The organism is Bacillus sp. FSL R9-9834, from assembly GCF_038006905.1.
Classification (GTDB): domain Bacteria; phylum Bacillota; class Bacilli; order Bacillales; family Bacillaceae_G; genus Bacillus_A; species Bacillus_A pacificus.
This window is the reverse complement of sequence record NZ_JBBOWD010000001.1, coordinates 3,004,331-3,022,143: the sequence shown is the minus strand read 5'-3', so window position 1 is coordinate 3,022,143 and position 17,813 is coordinate 3,004,331. Positions and strand designations below refer to the sequence as shown.

13 protein-coding genes and 1 riboswitch are annotated in these 17,813 nt (G+C 33.8%); of the genes, 9 read left to right on the top strand and 4 right to left on the bottom strand.

Features of this window, described 5'->3' with window-relative positions; genetic code table 11:
* Positions 1-471: 471 nt before the first annotated feature.
* The 3 genes from MKY00_RS15625 to MKY00_RS15615 all read left to right on the top strand — a co-directional run bounded on the left by MKY00_RS15625 (position 472) and on the right by MKY00_RS15615 (position 5,703).
* Positions 472-1,230, top strand: coding sequence for a DUF975 family protein (locus MKY00_RS15625; RefSeq protein ID WP_000197713.1), 759 nt, complete (start codon positions 472-474; stop codon positions 1,228-1,230).
* Positions 1,231-1,971: 741 nt separating this feature from the next.
* Entirely contained in the window at positions 1,972-4,788 is a 2,817-nt protein-coding gene (locus MKY00_RS15620; protein ID WP_016717963.1) for an AAA domain-containing protein, read from the top strand.
* Between the two features lie 678 nt (positions 4,789-5,466).
* Positions 5,467-5,703 carry a hypothetical protein gene (locus MKY00_RS15615; protein WP_016717961.1) on the top strand — a complete coding sequence of 79 codons (237 nt, stop codon included), beginning with the start codon at positions 5,467-5,469 and terminating at the stop codon, positions 5,701-5,703.
* A gap of 165 nt (positions 5,704-5,868) precedes the next feature.
* On the opposite strand, the gene MKY00_RS15610 is transcribed toward MKY00_RS15615, so the two are convergent.
* Positions 5,869-6,096 (bottom strand): hypothetical protein, encoded by a 228-nt coding sequence (locus tag MKY00_RS15610; RefSeq protein WP_016717960.1) that lies wholly within the window; start codon positions 6,094-6,096, stop codon positions 5,869-5,871.
* A 215-nt stretch (positions 6,097-6,311) separates the two neighbouring features.
* Positions 6,312-6,626 (bottom strand): hypothetical protein, encoded by a 315-nt coding sequence (locus MKY00_RS15605; protein ID WP_016717959.1) that lies wholly within the window; start codon positions 6,624-6,626, stop codon positions 6,312-6,314.
* Positions 6,627-7,376: 750 nt separating this feature from the next.
* On the opposite strand from MKY00_RS15605, the gene MKY00_RS15600 reads away from it, so the two are divergent.
* From MKY00_RS15600 to MKY00_RS15590, 3 genes are all read left to right on the top strand, one after another.
* The gene (locus MKY00_RS15600) at positions 7,377-10,757 is read left to right on the top strand and encodes an S-layer homology domain-containing protein (protein ID WP_016717958.1); all 3,381 of its coding nucleotides are present in this window, start codon (positions 7,377-7,379) and stop codon (positions 10,755-10,757) included.
* Positions 10,758-10,766: 9 nt separating this feature from the next.
* A complete protein-coding gene (locus MKY00_RS15595; protein WP_016717957.1) occupies positions 10,767-11,180 on the top strand; it encodes a CDI toxin immunity protein in 414 nt (137 codons plus the stop codon).
* 89 nt (positions 11,181-11,269) lie between these two features.
* The gene (locus tag MKY00_RS15590) at positions 11,270-11,488 is read left to right on the top strand and encodes an alpha/beta-type small acid-soluble spore protein (RefSeq protein ID WP_016717956.1); all 219 of its coding nucleotides are present in this window, start codon (positions 11,270-11,272) and stop codon (positions 11,486-11,488) included.
* A gap of 438 nt (positions 11,489-11,926) precedes the next feature.
* On the opposite strand, the gene MKY00_RS15585 is transcribed toward MKY00_RS15590, so the two are convergent.
* Complete coding sequence (locus MKY00_RS15585) at positions 11,927-12,319, bottom strand: VOC family protein (protein WP_001145272.1); 393 nt, start codon at positions 12,317-12,319, stop codon at positions 11,927-11,929.
* Positions 12,320-12,430: 111 nt separating this feature from the next.
* On the opposite strand from MKY00_RS15585, the gene MKY00_RS15580 reads away from it, so the two are divergent.
* Entirely contained in the window at positions 12,431-14,740 is a 2,310-nt protein-coding gene (locus MKY00_RS15580) for an AAA domain-containing protein (RefSeq protein ID WP_016717955.1), read from the top strand.
* A 75-nt stretch (positions 14,741-14,815) separates the two neighbouring features.
* Positions 14,816-14,917, top strand: a riboswitch (SAM riboswitch).
* A gap of 88 nt (positions 14,918-15,005) precedes the next feature.
* Positions 15,006-16,211, top strand: coding sequence for a M20 family metallopeptidase (locus tag MKY00_RS15575; protein WP_016717954.1), 1,206 nt, complete (start codon positions 15,006-15,008; stop codon positions 16,209-16,211).
* Positions 16,212-16,286: 75 nt separating this feature from the next.
* Here the strand turns inward: MKY00_RS15575 and MKY00_RS15570 are convergent, their stop codons facing one another.
* The gene (locus tag MKY00_RS15570; protein ID WP_016717953.1) at positions 16,287-16,727 is read right to left on the bottom strand and encodes an Lrp/AsnC family transcriptional regulator; all 441 of its coding nucleotides are present in this window, start codon (positions 16,725-16,727) and stop codon (positions 16,287-16,289) included.
* Positions 16,728-16,896: 169 nt separating this feature from the next.
* On the opposite strand from MKY00_RS15570, the gene MKY00_RS15565 reads away from it, so the two are divergent.
* The gene (locus MKY00_RS15565) at positions 16,897-17,661 is read left to right on the top strand and encodes an SDR family oxidoreductase (protein ID WP_016717952.1); all 765 of its coding nucleotides are present in this window, start codon (positions 16,897-16,899) and stop codon (positions 17,659-17,661) included.
* The last annotated feature ends 152 nt before the right edge of the window (positions 17,662-17,813 follow it).

The window sequence follows — 17,813 nt, the reverse complement described above, 5'->3', positions numbered from 1 at the left end:
GACATGTTGTTAAACAATCATATGATAATAGAAGAGGAGTGGGGGATCCACTCCTTTTATCACGACAATTAGGGGTACCACTAGCATTTCGGAAACAGACAACGCTAAGCAAAAAATAAAATGAGTTTTTTGCTACAAGTTAGCACCAAATTTCGCTCTGGGGCATTTACCTTTCTTAACTTGATAGCAATGTGGTGCTACCCCCAATAGAAAAGACTACATGAAAATAAAAAATAAGTAAAAATGTGGAGAATTATTTGTCTAAAAATATAGAATTTTTAACAAGAATTCATAATTATGTTATATAATGATGTTAACAAACCATATTTTAGGCATTACCCCCGATTGTGTAGAATAAATAATTTTTCGAGGAGCTAAAGTATTTGGCTAAAAGAACTTGTAGCGGGGCCTGCTACAAGTTCTTTTATGTTTTTAGTAAAGCAAAATAAGAAAAAAGGAGGGAATACAAGAATGACAAGAAATTTTAAGAAAGCAGCACTTAACTCGTTAGATGGGAAATGGGGAGTAGGTATAGGAGTATCAGCTTTATTCTATTTTGTACCGACCTTAAGTGCATCAGCAATAGCCACTTTCATGTATTTAATATTTGCACTGTTTATCGGGATAATTGGCCCGGATGCATTATTTATTTATTCAATTGGTGGCGAACCACAAGTAGATCCAACAGCACTTGCTGTACTTATTTTAAGTTATATTGGTTTAGGTGGGGTTTGTTTTCTAATTTATAGTCTCATACAAGGTATCTTCAATTATGGATATTCTGTTTTTACTTTACACTTAGGGAAAAAAGAAGATGCTAAGGTAGACGATGTATTTTCGGGATTTAAAAAGAAGAATGTGTTTAAATCAATGAAATTGGGGCTGCTGCAAGCTATTTTTCTATTTTTATGGAGTCTCTTATTAATTGTTCCAGGTATTATTAAATATTTTTCTTATTCCATGTCGTATTACATATTAGTAGAGAATCCTGATTATACAGCAAGTGAAGCATTGAGAGAAAGTAAAAGAATAATGAAAGGACAAAAGCTAAAGTTATTTGTTCTTTGGTTATCATTTATAGGATGGTTTTTATTAGCCGCATTTATCGGAATGTTTACATTTAATCTATCATTTATTTTTATTTCTCCTTATTACAACACAACTGTCTCACATTTTTACTTAGATTTAATTAAAAAGCAGGATATTGGAGAAGCGAAGGTAAGTATATAAATAGGGAAAAAGTATGTTTAAGGTGACAAATATACGTAGTTGAAAGTGGATATGTGTTTAAGAATATCCACTTTTTAATATTATATTAAAAGTCTTAAGCTACTGGTTATTGTGATTTGGGGAAGGATACCGCAAACGTGATTCCCCATGTCTTGATTGCCTGTATACCCTACACTCCGATTACAGTCCACCCATTACTTCGTAACATATTATTCTACCATTTTCACTTCCTTGTAACTTTGATATTTTCTATTTCCTTTTTTATTGTAACGAAAAAGGACTGCATACAACCCACAGTCCTTATCAAATCCCATTTTCTCTTATACAAATAGCGATGAGTTGCAGTGAAGAGGAATATTCCTAGAGAATATAAAAAAGAAAATCAATCTAGAAAGGCTATCTAGTTCGATTTTCTTTTATTGGATTTTTAATTAATGCATTTTTACTCTTAAAATAAAATTCTCAACGATTGGATTATTCTTTACTACCTCAAAATCGGGTCTAATCTTAAAGTCAAATCTTTTATTTTGTAAGAGAAAAAGCATTGCAACTTTTTTATAACAGTTAACCGTTATTTTAAATCCACAAAAAAGAGGTATTACCCCAACGCTATCAACCTAAGAAATCACGATAAATAAAGATGGCTCCTTACTGGAAATTTTTTGATTTAATCAGACTATATTTCAATAGGATATTTGGTATAATTTAGATAATATCTTGTTTTATCAAAGGAGATTAATAATGAGTGGTTTAAAGAAAATTTTTTCTTTAATTTTTAATAGTAAAAAGAAAGAAATTAAAAATAGTGATTATAAGGAAGTATCCTCAAAAGTAATGAATTATTTCATTGAACTAGAACATTTTAATTTTATGAATTGTGATAAAGAATCATTAAGCCTTTTTAACTTTAAAAATTATTTTCATAAAGAACCTAAGCTTGATTACTTTGATTTTATAAGACCCAATGGTTCACCTCAAAATTATATGCAAATGTTTCTACAAAAAAAGGGGGAAAGTGCAAAAGGTAAGTATTTAATGGATGCAAAAGCATCTTTATTCTATTTACCTGTTGCAAAAGAAGAAGTGCTAAGATACTTTTCCAACGAATTTAATAAGAAAATTAGTTTTACTGATTTTCAAGGATTTCCTAATAGTTTTCTTATTCATATTCAGTTAGATCATATGCTAAAACCAATAAAGGATAAAACGTTAGAATCTAGTGTGGTAGTTAGTCCTATAATTAAATATTTTCTTCGCCCTGGAAAAAGTTTAAAAGATTTAGAGTTGGATTTAATAAGTACAATAACGTCGGTAATTGAAAGTGAAAATTACAGTAAAATTAGTAATGACTTAGAGTTTAATGAGTCAGAAGAACACGTGGAACTGGCTAAGAGTATAAAGTTTATACATGTTAGATATAAAAATTGGTTAGAACTTTCTCGGAACATTCAAAGTATATTAAAATCATACATAAAACATAGCCACTTCGATAAAGAAGGAGTATTTCGATTTTCTAGTGATAAGGATTATGAGAAAAATATTCGACTTACATACAAAGAATATGTAGGAGTAAACAGTTTTTATATTGAAGATTTGGAGGAAGTAAAATATAACATTAAATATGAAAAGATAGGTAAAGCATTAAAAACATATCTTGCCTTAGATAACTGGGAAACATTAAAAAACTCAGGTGAAAGAGTAGACTTTTTTAATAATGAGAGTATTAACGAAATAAAAAGGATTTTACGAGATATTCCAATTACGAGATGGCCTTCAGGTTTTCCGCTAGGTTTAATGCAGCAGGTAGCTTTAAATCTTATTATTGCAAATTCAAAGGAAAAGGAGGGGTTTATTTTTTCGGTAAACGGTCCTCCAGGTACAGGTAAAACTACATTATTAAAAGATGTATTTGCCAATATTATTTTTGAAAAGGTAAAGTTTTTAAAGGAAACACAGAATTTATTTACAAAAATACAATTTTCTGAGGGACAAGAGGATTATTATTATTCTTTTCATTCAAAACTTAAAGAATATCGTATTTTAGTTACATCAAATAATAATGCTGCTGTTGAAAATATAAGTATGGATTTGCCTAAAGATGAGGAATTAATAAAAAACAATTACACTTATTTAGGATATAACAAGAATGAAAGTTGCTGGGGGAAAATATCAGCTGCAATGGGGAAATCAGCAAATATAAAAGAATATTTTCAAAATATTTCAGATGAACTTAATGATCTGTGTAATATACATGCTAGTGCTGAGTATTCCTTTGATAGTTTAGAAAAACAGATATCAAGTATGATTAAAACCGCGCAAGTAAACGATGACTTTGATGATATAGATGACGAAAAATGGCAATCATCACAAAAACAATTTGTTAATATTGATGGTGATAATAAAGAAGATCGAATTAATTGTGTTCGGAGTAAGCTATTCAAAACAATGATGGATGAATATTGTACTTTCCTAATTGAAAACCAGGAAAAAATAGAAAAAAATTTAACTTTAGCAAGGGCTTATTTTTTAGGTGGGAAAGAAAAAGCGAATCTTGATTCCCAAATTAATGAAAAGCAAAGGGATGACTTCATCCAAGCGATGTTTGATACTATATTCCTACTTACACCTATAATTTCTTCAACATTTGCTTCTGTTTCAAGGTTTTTAAGGGATTTGAAAACGGAAGATATTGGTTGGCTGTTTATTGATGAGGCAGGTCAAGCTACACCACAATCTGCAATTGGAGCCATTTGGCGTTCCAGAAATGTTGTAGTGGTAGGTGATCCATTACAAATACCTCCGGTTGTAACGTTGAGTGATGATCAGCTCAAATTAATAGCAAATGAAAGTGCTGGAATTACGAGTGAAAGCTCATTTTTCTATCATTTAACTAGAAGTGAAGTAAGTGTACAAGAATTTGCTGATCTTAATAACAAATTTGGCGGAACAATGAGTGACTCCAAAAATAACACAAAGTGGTTGGGCTCACCGCTTCGTGTACATAGACGTTGTGACAGCCCTATGTTTGAGATATGTAATAAAACAACATATCAAGACAAGATGTTACATGCGACTAAGAACAAAGATATGGTAGAGGATCCAATGTACATGAGTCAATGGTTTAATATTGGAGGAAGAACTACTGGTTCAGGAAACCACTATATTCCTGAGCAAGGAAAAAAAGCGATTGAGATCGCTAATAAGTTTACGCAAAATAATCCAGGGAAAGATTGCTACATTATTTCACCTTTTGTAAGTGTAGTTCAAAAATTAAAGCAGATAAACAAAAATGCAGTAGAAAACAAAAAAATAGAAATCGGAACGGTTCATACTTTCCAAGGAAAGGAAGCTCCATTAGTCATTTTAGTTTTGGGAGTAGATGATCAGCGAACAGGACCGTTAGATTGGGCGTCCAGTACTCCAAATCTATTAAACGTTGCAGCAAGCAGAGCAAAGAAATACTTTGTAGTAATAGGGAATTCAGATACTTGGGGGAAAAAGGAATATTTTGATACAGCTTTTAAATACTTATCGAAAGAAACTGTAAAGGTAGAATAAGAGTTGTATCTATTTTTCACATAGCAGGGTTACCGCCAGTATTTTGGAAAAAAACGCTAAGAGCATGCAAGATTTTATACAGTCATTCGGTTCATTCAGTAACAAATGCGAAACCTAAAACCGCGCCATAATAGGAATGCATAAAAAGATGAATAGCTTTATGGAAAATAAAAAAGGGATTACTTTTGTGAGTAAGGAATCCCCTTTTTGATTACTACTGATAATGTTGCGTTATGTTAACTTTACATGTATAGAATATACAGTTATAACTCAAGTCACTACTAGCCTTCTTCCAATGGTATAATAAGGAAAAGTAGACAGGGCGGTGTATCGATTGAGAATATTTCTATTTATAGTAGGACTTCTCTTAATTACATTCGGTTTTTTAACTCTTAGTTCTTTCAGCTTCCAAGGTAATGGTGGATCAGTAGCTGTGGCTGTGATGGCTGACCCTCCTGTATCCTATGGACTTTTGGGAGTTGGGATACTCCTGATAATAGGAGCTGTATTACTGAAGAGAAAGAAGAGACCTCACGTAAAATCATAAGTTACTTCCGACTTCGATAATTATGTAAATGAGCACAGTCTAAATGGATAGTTTATTTTATTTTTTGCTTAGTGTTTTTTTCTAAATTGCTGGTGGTACTTTGGCTTATAAAAATGTTAGGAGTGAAATTCATGTATTGTAAAAAAGATAGAGATTTTCCACCAATGAAGTTCCAATTAGGCGAAAAAGTTTCATTTAAATTCGGAAATAAGATGCTCATTGGAACAATTGACATTAGAGATTTTGGCGGCTCGATTGAACACGACTATCATTCTTATGATATTCTTGTCAAAGAAGAAAACATGCTATACAAACACATTCCAGAGCGTGATGTTTTCAAATTTACACATTCGGAAAATATCCACTAGGACAATGGATACTATAAATGGAGTTACAGAAATAAAAGGTGTTTTCACATATAGAAAACACCTTTTCAGTCTACAACTATTTTTTAATAGATTAATACTTTTTTCTATAGTCTAAAACATTTTTTAAATCAAACATTAGAATTATAACTTAACTCTGTATTTTTATTAGGAACAGCAAAATGTTGCTTTTCTAAGAGAGCTTATTGGAATATAAACTTTATCGTTTTCAATTTTGTATTCAATATCATTCTCTTTTAGTATTTCAGTGTTAACAGTATGTATACTATCGCCCCATCTAACGAATTCTTCATTTTGATTTTTTTGATAAAAATAATATGCTATTAACATGCTGAAAATTAATAAGCATAAAAGAACAGTAGATTTCTTTTTCAAATTTATCCCCCCTAATTGATTTAAATTATAACATCGTTTGTTAAATTAAACTGCCAGTTAGTGGAAGGAGGGAAACTGACATAATAACATTTTGATTCAACTTTTTTATAAATGGTACGGCTATATTTCAATTTTACATTAAGGAATACCAACGTAAAAACGCGGTTTTTATACGCTAAGATATTTTTATAAGTAAAAACCCTAACATAAAAAAATTATTTTCTACGCCTTCTCTTTGCATTTTTTTGCCGATTTGTTTGACTATATCTTTTTATAGGAGTGCTTTTATTTTTCTTATAATCGGGTAACTTGAGTATAAGAACAGAAATCGCAGTAAAAATGCAAAATATAAGTATTGCAATGATCCAAAGGTTAATGTCATATTCATATAACTTACTAAAATACTTTTTGTGATTAGTAATATAGCTTACATTACTGTCAATTGCTTCAAGAGTGTAGGGAATAACCCAAACGTAACCAATTATCATAACAAATGTTCCAAGTAGGAAACTGAGTATATGTTTTATCATGTTCTGTTCTCCTTTAAGTATGATTAGTATATAGAGTTTTTCTGCAAAGATTGACATTAACATTCCTATTCCGTTGATAGTGCATATGGTGATTTCGTGGAAATGAGTATGGAATTTGAATACTAGAAAAAGCGTAGAAAGATTCAATTTCTACGCTTTTTCTCCTTAATAAATAATTATCGTTGTTCTAAATCTCTTATATAAGATTTTACAGCTTGTAATAAGAATTCTACCTGTCCCATAATTTCAATTGTATTTTTGATAAGTGTTATTGAGAGTCTCTAAGACTAATATTATCAAGGAAAGGGATTACTTCTCAATAGGGTACACTCTATCGAGAATATAAATATGCAATTATGCATATTTATATTTTTTTATTTTAATACAAACGAAATCTAATATATAATTAAAAGGTTTTTTGTGAATTAAAAAGGTGACGCGAGTATGAAGAAAATCATAGGACTTATATTATCATTATTTTAATTATTTTCTATCTATGCCCTAATGCTTACTGAGGAAGTCGAAGTTTTAAATCAAATAGGCCGCGTCAAAGAGAAAGGGGATTGGCATCATAATGCGGATTTTACACTAAGGGATTTTTAAATTGAAAAATTGGTTTTACTATATATTAAGAAGGTTCCATAAACGGGCTACTACATTTAAAAAATGAAACATCTTATGAATTAATTATTGTTTAGACAGAATCACTTATTTTACAATTATATTTTTAACAATTGAATAGGAGCTATTATGAACACAATTAAGAAATTATTTTTAAGTTTTATGGTATGTATTTTATTATTCAGTACAGTAGGAACAGCGTATGCAGAACAAAATGGTCAAGTGAATTCATCATCTTTTATTGACGTTCCTAAAACCCACTGGGCGTATAAAGAAATGATGTATATGGCGGAGAATAAGATTATAACAGGATACGGAAATGGGTATTTCGGTGCAGCCGATCCTATTACTCGTGAACATCTCGCTGCTTTCTTGTATCGATATTTAAAACCGAAAGATAGTACAAATAATCCATTTGTTGATATTGGTGACAGCAATTTCAAAAAAGAAATTTTAGCTCTTACAGCACGTGGTATTTTCAGTGTAAATACTGAAAAAAAATTCAATCCGAAAAATAATATGACACGTGCCGAAATGGCAACTGTGCTTGTCAAAACATTTGATTTAAAACCGCAAGGAAATGTTGAATTTACGGATATGAAAGATCACTGGGCCAACGAATATGTCAAAATATTAGCCGGTAACAACATAACAAGTGGTACAGGTGACGGCAATTTTAATCCAAATGGCATTGTTACTAGAGAGCAATTTTCTATGTTCTTGTATAGGACGATTATGAAAGTAACAGATATGCAAAATGATGAATCAGTTGGTTGGGTGAAGGAGAAAGAGAATTGGTACTATTACAACAAAGATGGTAGTAAGCAAACAGATAACATTACGTTAGATGGAATAGAGTACTCCTTTTTTAAAGATGGAAGGCTATTCGAAGGGAGTAAGCAGGTAGGGAAAGATACTTTATATTATAGTGAACCTGGTAAACTAAAGACTGGATGGAGTTTCTCTGCAACTTCATGGAGCTATTTAAAAGATGGGAAGTATGTGACAGGAGCATTTACCTATCAAGGAAAATCATTTGAAATTAATAAGTACGGGGATATGGAAAAGGGATGGATTACTCTACGTTCTGCTGTTAAAAGAATCTATCCAAAGCCAGAAACAAAATTTCTATTGAAATCTAAGCCTGTAAAGGATGGAGATGTTTTAGAGGTCATATCCAAGCAAGGTTTATGGTATCAGGTCAAATATCAAGGGGAGATCGGATATGTCCGGATACTAGAGTCAGTTATAATTGGTGAATCACCAGTTCGTTCATGGGATGTAACAAAAGAAGCAATGAATCTGTCTCATTTTATGATAACTGAGTATCATAAAGATCCAGAAAAATACTTCCCAAAAAATATTGAAAAGAAATTTGATAAACAATTAGATAGTGATTTAACGCTTCTTGCGAATGGATTACAATGGATTGATCAATTAAAAGAAGCACTCTATTTAGACAATAAACAAGGATGGGTACAAGAAGAAGGAAAATGGACGTATTATAAAAAAGATGGGCAAAGAATAACAGGTTTTCAATCGATTGATGGAAAACGTTATTATTTTGGTACTGATGGTTTTATGCAAACTGGATGGGTACATACAAATGGATACGATTATTATTTGGGAACCGATGGAGTAGTACAAACTGGAATCCAACATATTGACGGGAAAATCTATTACTTTGGCCCGTTAGGTCCTGTACAATCAGGATTTACACATGTTGATGGGAAACCGTATTATTTTGATGCTTCTCATGAATCAAGAAATGGTTGGATGAAGCAAGAATTTAATTGGTATTTACTACAGCCCTCAGGTGCATTACAAACAGGAGATTTTACATATAAAGACAAGAAATTCTCTTTTAATCAAGACGGAGAATTGATTAAAGGGTGGGTTACATTAGAATCCCTTGTTAAAAAAGTATATCCGGAGCCAGACTTAAAAAAAGCATTACGTGCAAAAAGTGTGAATAAGGGTGAAGTGATAGAAGTAGTGGGGAAAGTCGGTTCTTGGTATGAGGTTAATTACCAAGGTGAAAAAGGATATGTGCGTATTCATGATGCTATTATCTTTGACCAGGAGGCTAAAAGTCCACTTACTTTGCTTGATGGAAAAGTAAAGATATTTGAAGGTGTATTAAATTACTTAAAAAACGATGAAACATACATAAATAATACGATAAAAATTTTAGAAGAAGAACAACAACATTGGGTAGATCAGGCAGAAAACTTAGAGAATCTTTCCAGAGACATTAATGATGCAAAGCAAGATGTACAGTATAAAATACAAGTGATGAAAGAATCACATGATAAATTGCAAGAACTAGTGAATGCAATGAAGGGTGATATAAAAAATCTAACAGTTAAACAAAGAAAAGAACTAGTAAAATTACTTGGGGCTGACGGAAAAGAGTTATTGGATTTTGGTGTAGAAACATACAGTTTTATACTTCAGTACTATGAATCACTTATTGAAGCATATGTTGGATATTATCAAGCATTAGATGTGGTTGCGGCCAAAGCCATTGAATGTCAAAATGAGATTAATAAAGACATTCATCAAATCACATTGAATATGCAAGAGTTATCAAAGGGATTATCTGGTGCTATTACAGACTTAGGACCAGTCGTAAATAGCTCTATTCGCTTGAAACATTCAATAGAAGAGGCGAAGCCTGGAATGGAGGAACTTGTACAGGTAACAAGAAAAAACGTTCCAGTCATTGCGCAAGATTTACAAGCGTTAGATGAGAAAATCCCAGGATTCTTCACAGATTTTAATATGGGAATAGATCTTGCAAATATCTTTATGGACTCGGCTAATAAAATAGCAAGTCATAAAGTTGATGTATCTGCTGCAGCTAGAAATATTGGTAATATTGATTTAAGTAGTGCACTGTATGATTTGGGTGGAGATCCATCTCGCATTTATAATCGTGCAAATGATGGAGATTTATCATTCGTATTGGGTATTACACCAATAATTGGTACAGGAAAAGAAATTGGACAACTTATCAAAGGTGAAGACTTAGTAACAGGTCAAAAATACAGTCCTGACGATTATGCATGGGGCACCTTGGCCGTCGTATCTGGTGGTACAACACGAGTTGTTGGTAAAGTTGTAGGGAAGATTGGCGATCTTGAAAAGAAAGGAAAGGCACTAGAAGCAGCTGCTAAAGGTGGTCGTTCAGGAGAGATTGTTCTTGATAAGGTTCAAACATATGAACAAGCAAGAAATAAAGCAATGAGCTTATTGGGGGATTTTGGGGCAGATTCACAACCATTTATAGGAACAATGGAAAAAAGCGCTGGTTATGGTAAAATTGTTGGCAGAGAGACAGCTGATCATAAAGCAAGATGGCGATTAGATTATGACCCTAGTAAAGGGATGCATATCAATGTAGAAGATTTTAGAAATGGAAAAAAAGATAAAGCAATTAAATATGCAATTCCTTTTGAAGGAGACGAAGAAACCTTTAAATCATTATTAAAATATCTAAATAAATGAGGTAATAAAATGGCAACATTGTTGGAAGAGTGTATTGAAGCATTAGGTGAAGACATTGAAATTTTAGAGAATACTCAAGGAAAAATGGTAGTAAAAAGTTTTGAAAATGCATTCCCTATTACACAATGGGGGAGAGTAGATTGGTCCAACATTGAAAACTATGGTGATTTATATAATGAGGATGAAATAAAATTATATCTACAGAACTTTTTTGGAACATACTCTCAGACCGTATATATTATTTGGGATAATGCCAGAGTACCAGTAATTAAAACAAATTTACATCAAGTTTTAAAAGTAATATATGATGTTACAGCTGTTAGTTTTGATACGTGGATATATTCACCAGATATGGGGTTTGTTATTGAGTATCATCATGATGGTGATATACGTATTGGAGACGTGAAAAATATTATTAAATGAATAGATAAACGATAGAAGAAAATATTTTACTTACGTATAAATATCATAATTAAGCACAGGTTATATACAAATATAGTGGAGGTGCAATTATGAATATTCAAAGACACGAAAGTAATACAAATCAAATTCTTATTTCAGCTGCAGCAAGTGCTATTGAGCAAATGAAGTATGAAATTGTCCGTGAATTAGGAGTCACACTAGGGCCTGATACATCGTCACGTGCAAATGGATCTGTCGGTGGAGAAATTACAAAACGTTTAGTTCGAATGGCTGAAGAGCAGTTAACAGGACAATATAGATTACACTAAGTTAAAATAACAAAAGGAAAAAGGGTCCATAAAATGGATCTTATTTCCTTTTGTTTACACAAAATCTGAAAACTAGTTTTTATAACTTAAGAACGACCTTTCAGATTAATTTATTAGAAGTTTTATTCAATAAGGTAATACGATAAGGGCTAAATTTAAAATAATTCATTACAAGTAGATTAAGAGCTGTTTAACATATTATTATTATTATATTTTGTTATTTTTTACTAGTTTATTAAAAACTTATAATTAGTGAAGTCATCTTTTTAATTAACCATTGATATTGATCGATAAATAGGGGGTCTCCATTTCCTACACGGTTGCCTTTAGAAAAAAGAAACAACCTCTACTATGATTGATGTTGTATGAGCTTAGCTTGATAGCGATGTGGCGCTACCCCATTAAGAAAAGAAATAGGAGAGAAGAGAGAACAACCTATTATCTCTCCGTCTCAAAAAACTCAATCCATTCTCCATCAGGACCAGCGAAGAATATGTAACGTGTTCCATCTGGTAATGTTTCAATTTCCTCTCCTAGTAGGAAGGTTACGCCGTGTTTTTGTATTCTTTCAATTTCGTCCTCTAATGAATCCACTTTAAAGCAAATGTGATGTACTTTTCCTTCTGCCGGAAGGGAAGAGTTGTAGCCTTCAATTAATTCGAGTATCGTCTCTTTTGATTCCTCCACACCTAAAAAAGCGAGTTTTAAGTCTGGATTCGGGTGTCCCATACGTTTAATGAGTTGTAAGCCAACTACTTCTTCATAAAATGCGATAGATGTTTCTAGGTTTGCAACCATAAGTCCGACGTGTTCAATTCTTCTAACTGGCATGTAGATTCCTTCTTTCTGAAAATTATATACAATATGTTATTGAAAATTAAGAAAATAAGCAAGATAAAAACCTTACAAATTTTAGCGTGTTATATGGTATAGTGAGAAAGTATGTTTGGGGAGAAGGAAGGAGATTATACGATGAATACACCTACTCAAACTCCTTCATTATCGGAAACGATGAAAGAGTGGCATTATGCATTAGCGTATGAAATTAAACATTGGAAAACGATAGGTGGTAGTAAAATTTCTATCATAAACGGTCGTTTTTTATATACAGATTATGAAAGTACAGTATACGTATTTCAGCTTATTTCGGAAGTAAGCTTACCGGAAGGTTCACCGATTCGAATTGAGTTCGATGGTGAGGAAGCGACAGGGGAAGTATTATCTGTACATGGATTAGAAATAGAACTGAAGTTAAATGATTATATACAAGGTGAAATACGAGAAGCGGTTTTATATAGTGAACCGTGGCAATTGTTAGAGCAACTACAAGAGCGATTAAAAGAAGCGCGTAAAGATAAGCTAAAACGTAATCGTATAAAGCGTCTTGTTGATGGGACGAGTAGTCCGAAACATATTGAGAAGATGAAAAATCCGAAAAATGAATTGGCGTATCGTTCATTTTACAATCCGACGACGTACGTGTGGGGACCGCCTGGAACAGGGAAGTCTTACAATTTATCACGTATTATTTCGGCTCATTATCAAAAAGGAAAATCGGTACTTGTTTTAGCTCATAGTAATGCGGCAGTGGACGTATTAATGAGCGAAGTAACGAAGCAAATTGAAAAGAAAAAGAAATGGACGCCTGGTGAAATTGTTCGTTACGGTTATAGTCAACATGAACATATACGAAATCATGAAACGTTACTTGCGTCGAAGTTAGTTGAAACGACGAATGGATCTTGGGGAGAAGAAAGGCTCTATTTAGAAGAAACACGCCAAGAGCTTCGTGAAAAGATTTTATCATATAAAGCGACGTCTGCTGATAAGAAGCGCATACAAGAGATTGAAAGTGATCTTCGAAAGCAAAAAACGAAAATTAAAGAGGTAGAAAAAGAATACATTGAAAATGCGAAAGTAATCGGCGCAACTTTATCGAAATGTGCCATTGATTCACTTATTTATGAGCGTACATTTGATTTAGTTGTTGTAGATGAAGTAAGTATGGCATATGTTCCGCAAATCGCATTAGCTGCATCACTTGGAAAACGTATCGTCGTTTGTGGTGACTTTTTACAGTTACCTCCAATTGCGATGGCGAACCATGAACTCGTTCGAAAATGGCTTGGAGAAGATATGTTTTACCATGCCGGGATTGTTGAGTCTGTTAATAAATCAGAAGCACACCCGAACCTATTTATGCTGCAGGAACAAAGACGTATGCATGCGGATATATCTAAGTTTACAAACTCATTTATTTATAAAAATAGAGTATACGATCATCCGTCTGTTTCAGAGCGTAAAGAACTTGCGCAATTGCAGCCGTTCGCAAATGAGGCAAGTGTTTTATTTGATACGAGCTTAATGGGAGCATTTTCGTTAAAAGACGCTGCTTCAGGGTCTCGTTTTAATATTATGTCTGGTTTAGTAGCGATGCAAATGATGTTAATCGGACTGTTAGACGGTGTTCAATCGATCGGTGTTGTTACACCTTACAGGGCGCAATCCCGCTTTTTATCAACGTGTATGAGAGAAATGTTGCAAAAAACGAAGTATCGTCACATACCTGTTTTAGCAGCAACGGTTCATAAGTTCCAAGGTTCTGAAAGGGATATGATGATTTTTGATACAGTAGATAGTTATCCGCAAGAACGACCTGGCGTGTTATTCTTTGACCATAAAAACCATCGCCTCGTCAATGTAGCAGTGACAAGGGCGAGAGGAAAGTTCATTCAATTATCGGACTGTCATTATATGCGTAAAAATCTTTCTAGAAAACAAGCGTTATCACAATTAACAGCTCATATAGAACGTCACGGAGATGTGTATGATCGTACGACATCAAGACAATTATGGGAGCGGAAAATTTCGAAACGTTTACGCTGGTTTATGGAAATGAATCTTGAAGAGCCAAAAGGTTTATTGAAAGATATTTTAGCTGCAAAACGAAAGATTATTATTTCACTTCCAAGCACAAAGCAAGTGGATAAGCGAGTATGGCAAGCATTAATGCGTACAAATGCGCAAATAACAGTGTATAGTGATGGACCAGTTCCACTGAAAAATGTAAAGTTACAAAGGCAAAATAAAGCATTCCCGTTTATCGTAATCGATGATGAAATCTTTTGGGCAGGGGCGCCCCTCACATCTCAAATGATGTTTGAAGGCAGTACGGAATTTCCATACGTATGTGCAAGACTGCAAGCACCTGAGACAATTGGTGTATTAAAAGGATTTTTAGATATCCGGTAAATTCGGATAGGAATTCCTTGACTTTTATTTGAAATGAACTTAGAATGAATGTAATTTAATATAATTTTATGAAAATTCTTATCACGAGAGGTGGAGGGACTGGCCCTATGAAACCTCGGCAGCGGATTCGTTATGAATACTGTGCCAATTCCAGCAAGGTAACTTGAAAGATAAGAAAGAAGCTCATTTTGACTGTATATACAGAAGCCTCTTTCTATCTTTTAGAAAGAGGCTTTTTTACGTGAAAATAAAAGGAGGAAGAAAAATGGGAGCGACAGGAGTAACGTCACAAAGAAAAACAATTGAAGAGAGTATCGAAAGAAATAAGGAAAAGTACATAGAAACAAGTCATGATATTCATGCGAATCCGGAGATTGGTAATCAAGAATTTTACGCATCTAGAACGTTAAGTTTATTACTAGGTAGTGCAGGATTTCAGTTGCAGCACAATATAGCTGGACACGAAACGGGATTTATCGCGCGAAAAAGCTCTGGAAAACAAGGGCCAGCAATCGCATTTTTAGCGGAGTACGACGCTTTACCAGGACTTGGCCATGCATGTGGTCACAATTTAATCGGCACAATTAGTGTTGCAGCAGCAATTGCATTATCAGAAACGCTTGAAGAAATTGGGGGAGAAGTTGTCGTGTTTGGAACACCAGCTGAAGAAGGAGGACCGAACGGTAGCGCAAAATCGAGTTATGTAAAGGCGGGTTTATTTAAAAACATTGATGCGGCGCTTATGATTCATCCGAGCGGAAAAACAGCAACAACGAGTCCTTCACTAGCAGTCGATCCACTTGATTTTCATTTTTACGGAAAAACAGCTCATGCTGCAGCTTCACCTGAAGAAGGAATTAACGCATTAGATGCGGTGATTCAGCTGTACAACAGTATTAACGCACTTCGCCAACAACTTCCGTCAGATGTGAAGATTCATGGTGTTATTACAGAAGGCGGAAAAGCACCTAACATTATTCCTGACTACGCCGCAGCAAGATTCTTCATCCGTGCAGCGACGCGAAAAAGATGTGCGGAAGTAACAGAAAAAGTAAAAAATATTGCTCAGGGAGCAGCGTTAGCAACAGGCACAAAAGTGAAAATCCATCAATTTCAAAATGAAATCGATGAACTACTCGTAACAAAAACATATAACGACATCGTAGCTGAAGAACTAGAATTACTAGGTGAAGATGTAAACCGTAAAGAAAGATTTGGCATCGGCTCAACTGACGCAGGGAACGTAAGCCAAGTCGTACCGACCATTCATCCGTACATTAAAATCGGCCCAGATGATTTAATTGCACATACGAATGAATTTAGAGAAGCAGCGCGTTCAGAATTAGGAGATAAAGCATTAATTACATCCGCAAAAGCATTAGCGAATACGGCGTATCGATTAATTACGGAAGAAGGGTTGTTAGAGAAGGTGAAGGAAGAGTTTAGAGGGGCGCAGAGGAATCAGGGATAAGTGGTTAAAGGGAGTGGATGATCCACTCCCTTTTCTTTTTTGAGAAAATTTGATGCCAATTCGCTTATTCCTTTATCAGAACGACAATTTCTCCTCGAACTCACTCTTTAATACAATTAAAGGAGACGATAATCCAAATTGCATTAAAGAGTCTAAAAATGTAGCGAGAGAATCCATCGAATCGCTCATGACCTTCATCATATAATTAAACTCCCCGCTAATTCGATATAAATCTGTTACTTCAGAAGCGGTATTACAATATTGGATAAAATCAGAGCATTGGCTCGTTTTAAACATAACGAATGCTTGAATGTTTTTATTAATTTTAGAAGGCTCAAATTTCGTTCGGTAAGCCGCTATAACTCCTTGATCTTCAAGTTTATTAATACGCTCTTTTACAGCAGGCTGCGTCATGGATATGATCCGTCCTATTTCTGAAACGGAAATTCTCGCATTTTCATATAACAAGTTCATAATTTTATGATCGATTTCATCCAGTTTTACTGCGTTTTGCATTGTGTAGCCTCCTTGTTGTGTTTTCTAAAGTGAATTACAAATTATAACTATAATATCATAAGTAAACAAACTAAATTACCTATAAATCTGTATTTATAATTATTGGTGTTTACATGAAAATATAAGTATAGGTTTTTATCAAACGGAAATTTAGGAAGGATGGAAAAAAATGAAGAATCTTGATGGTAAAGTAGCGTTAGTAACAGGGGCGAGTCGAGGAATTGGTCGCGCGATTGCGATGAGATTGGCAAACGACGGTGCATTAGTTGCGATTCACTACGGCCGAAATAAGTCAGCTGCAGATGAAACAATTCGTGAGATTGAATCTAATGGAGGAAAGGCGTTCTTAATTGAAGCAGATCTCAAATCAATTGATGGTGTCAAAAAGCTAGTAGAACAATTAAAGAATGAATTACAAATAAGAGTTGGTACAGCAGAGATTGATATTTTAGTAAACAATGCAGGGATAGGTACACAAGGAACAATTGAAAATACGACAGAAGAAGTTTTTGATGAAATTATGGCCGTAAATATTAAGGCGCCATTCTTTTTAATTCAGCAAACATTACCGTTACTACGAGCAGAGGGGCGCATTATTAACATTTCATCAGCTGAAGTAAGACTTGGTTTTACAGGGTCCATTGCATACGGCTTAAGTAAAGGTGCATTAAATACGATGACACTGCCTTTAGCTAAACATCTTGGAGAAAGAGGTATAACAGTGAATACAATTATGCCTGGATATACGAAGACAGATATCAATGCGAAATTGCTAGATGATCCGGAAATACGAAATTTTGCTACGAATTCATCTGTGTTCGGACGAATTGGGCAAGTTGAAGATATTGCAGATGCAGTAGCATTCCTTGCTTCCTCTGATAGTCGCTGGGTAACGGGGCAAATTTTAGATGTTTCTGGAGGGTTTTGCTTATAGGGGCACTACTCCATACCCATCAAGCTAATCAAGTAAATTACTAGTTATGAAACGATCCTTGTTTCATAACTAGTAATTTATAGAAAGGTAGGGATGATAAAGAAGTCTATTAAAACGTGATTTTTTCGCTAGGAAATTTGAATAAGGGGCTA

Excerpts from the sequence above, each read along its gene's own strand:
- MKY00_RS15570 (WP_016717953.1), bottom strand. The coding sequence starts at position 16,727 with ATGCAAAACGCAGTAAAACTGGATGAAATCGATCATAAAATTATGAAC.
- MKY00_RS15565 (WP_016717952.1), top strand. The coding sequence starts at position 16,897 with ATGAAGAATCTTGATGGTAAAGTAGCGTTAGTAACAGGGGCGAGTCGA.
- MKY00_RS15615 (WP_016717961.1), top strand. The coding sequence starts at position 5,467 with ATGTATTGTAAAAAAGATAGAGATTTTCCACCAATGAAGTTCCAATTA.
- MKY00_RS15605 (WP_016717959.1), bottom strand. The coding sequence starts at position 6,626 with ATGATAAAACATATACTCAGTTTCCTACTTGGAACATTTGTTATGATA.
- MKY00_RS15600 (WP_016717958.1), top strand. The coding sequence starts at position 7,377 with ATGAACACAATTAAGAAATTATTTTTAAGTTTTATGGTATGTATTTTA.
- MKY00_RS15590 (WP_016717956.1), top strand. The coding sequence starts at position 11,270 with ATGAATATTCAAAGACACGAAAGTAATACAAATCAAATTCTTATTTCA.
- MKY00_RS15620 (WP_016717963.1), top strand. The coding sequence starts at position 1,972 with ATGAGTGGTTTAAAGAAAATTTTTTCTTTAATTTTTAATAGTAAAAAG.
- MKY00_RS15625 (WP_000197713.1), top strand. The coding sequence starts at position 472 with ATGACAAGAAATTTTAAGAAAGCAGCACTTAACTCGTTAGATGGGAAA.
- MKY00_RS15595 (WP_016717957.1), top strand. The coding sequence starts at position 10,767 with ATGGCAACATTGTTGGAAGAGTGTATTGAAGCATTAGGTGAAGACATT.
- MKY00_RS15585 (WP_001145272.1), bottom strand. The coding sequence starts at position 12,319 with ATGCCAGTTAGAAGAATTGAACACGTCGGACTTATGGTTGCAAACCTA.
- MKY00_RS15580 (WP_016717955.1), top strand. The coding sequence starts at position 12,431 with ATGTTTGGGGAGAAGGAAGGAGATTATACGATGAATACACCTACTCAA.
- MKY00_RS15575 (WP_016717954.1), top strand. The coding sequence starts at position 15,006 with ATGGGAGCGACAGGAGTAACGTCACAAAGAAAAACAATTGAAGAGAGT.